Source organism: Zhongshania aquimaris (assembly GCF_019312595.1).
Lineage (GTDB): Bacteria > Pseudomonadota > Gammaproteobacteria > Pseudomonadales > Spongiibacteraceae > Spongiibacter > Spongiibacter aquimaris.
Window position 1 is genome coordinate 1 of sequence record NZ_JAHWDQ010000012.1, and the last position, 1,201, is coordinate 1,201.

At 46.2% G+C, this 1,201-nt stretch carries 1 protein-coding gene; it reads left to right on the plus strand.

The genetic code is table 11. The annotated features are described in order from the left end of the window. Window positions 1-103: 103 nt before the first annotated feature. A complete protein-coding gene (locus KXJ70_RS19205) occupies window positions 104-1,144 on the plus strand; it encodes an IS481 family transposase (RefSeq protein ID WP_219045152.1) in 1,041 nt (346 codons plus the stop codon). The last annotated feature ends 57 nt before the right edge of the window (window positions 1,145-1,201 follow it).

The following is a 1,201-nucleotide window of genomic DNA, read 5'->3' on the forward strand; positions in this document are numbered from 1 at the left end:
TGTAGAAGTTCAGATCTGATCTGACACATCTTCTTGAAAAAGAGAGAGTTACCCGTTTTGATAAAGGTGTCGAATCTTAAATCAAAACAAAAAGGTAACTCTCATGCTTCATACTAACAATCCAATTATTAAACACAAGGCAGGGCTGCTAAATTTAGCAGAGGAGCTCGGCAACGTATCGAAGGCCTGCAAAGTCATGGGCGTGTCGAGGGATACGTTCTACAGGTATCAGGAATTAGTCGAAGAAGGCGGTATCGACAACCTAATAAGCAAAAGCCGTCGAGCCCCAAATACTAAAAACCGGGTCGATGACATCACTGAGCAAGCGGTTATTGCTTACGCCATTGAACAGCCTTCCCATGGTCAGCACAGAACGAGTAACGAGCTGCGCAAGATGGGTGTTTTCGTGTCTGGTAGCGGTGTCCGGTCTATCTGGCTACGGAATAATCTAGAGAACTTTAAGAAGCGCCTAAAGGCCCTAGAGCACAGCGTGGCGACCGATGGCATTATTCTCAGCGATGCTCAAATTGCTGCGCTAGAGAAAAAGAAGCACGATGATGAGGCCTGCGGTGAAATAGAAACGCATCACCCAGGTTATCTTGGCTCTCAGGACACGTTCTATGTCGGCAATCTCAAGGGTGTTGGTCGCATCTATCAGCAGACGTTTGTCGATACCTATAGCAAGGTAGCTTTCTGCAAGCTGTACACGACGAAGACGCCAATAACAGCCGCTGATACGCTTAATGACAAAGTGCTGCCGTTCTTTGAGCAATATGATTTACCGATGCTACGCATTCTCACCGATCGCGGAACGGAATATTGTGGTCGCGTCGATCACCATGATTACCAGCTGTATCTTGCTATCAACGACATTGATCATACCAAGACGAAGGCAATGCACCCGCAGACAAACGGTATTTGCGAGCGCTTCCACAAAACCATTCTGCAAGAGTTTTATCAGGTAACGTTCCGTAAGAAACTTTATGCGGATATCGACGAGCTACAAAAAGATCTGGACGAATGGATCGAATATTACAACAATGAGCGAACTCATCAGGGCAAGGTGTGTTGCGGCAGAACGCCAATGGCAACTTTACTTGATGGTAAAACGATCTGGGCTGAGAAAAATTTAGCTCAGATCTAAACTGGCAGACACCGGTAAAAAACGGGTAACTGTCAGATCAAGTCTGAGCTACTACAG

What these genes read in the sequence shown, in the direction of transcription:
- KXJ70_RS19205 (WP_219045152.1), top strand. Translation starts at nt 104, where the DNA reads ATGCTTCATACTAACAATCCAATTATTAAACACAAGGCAGGGCTGCTA.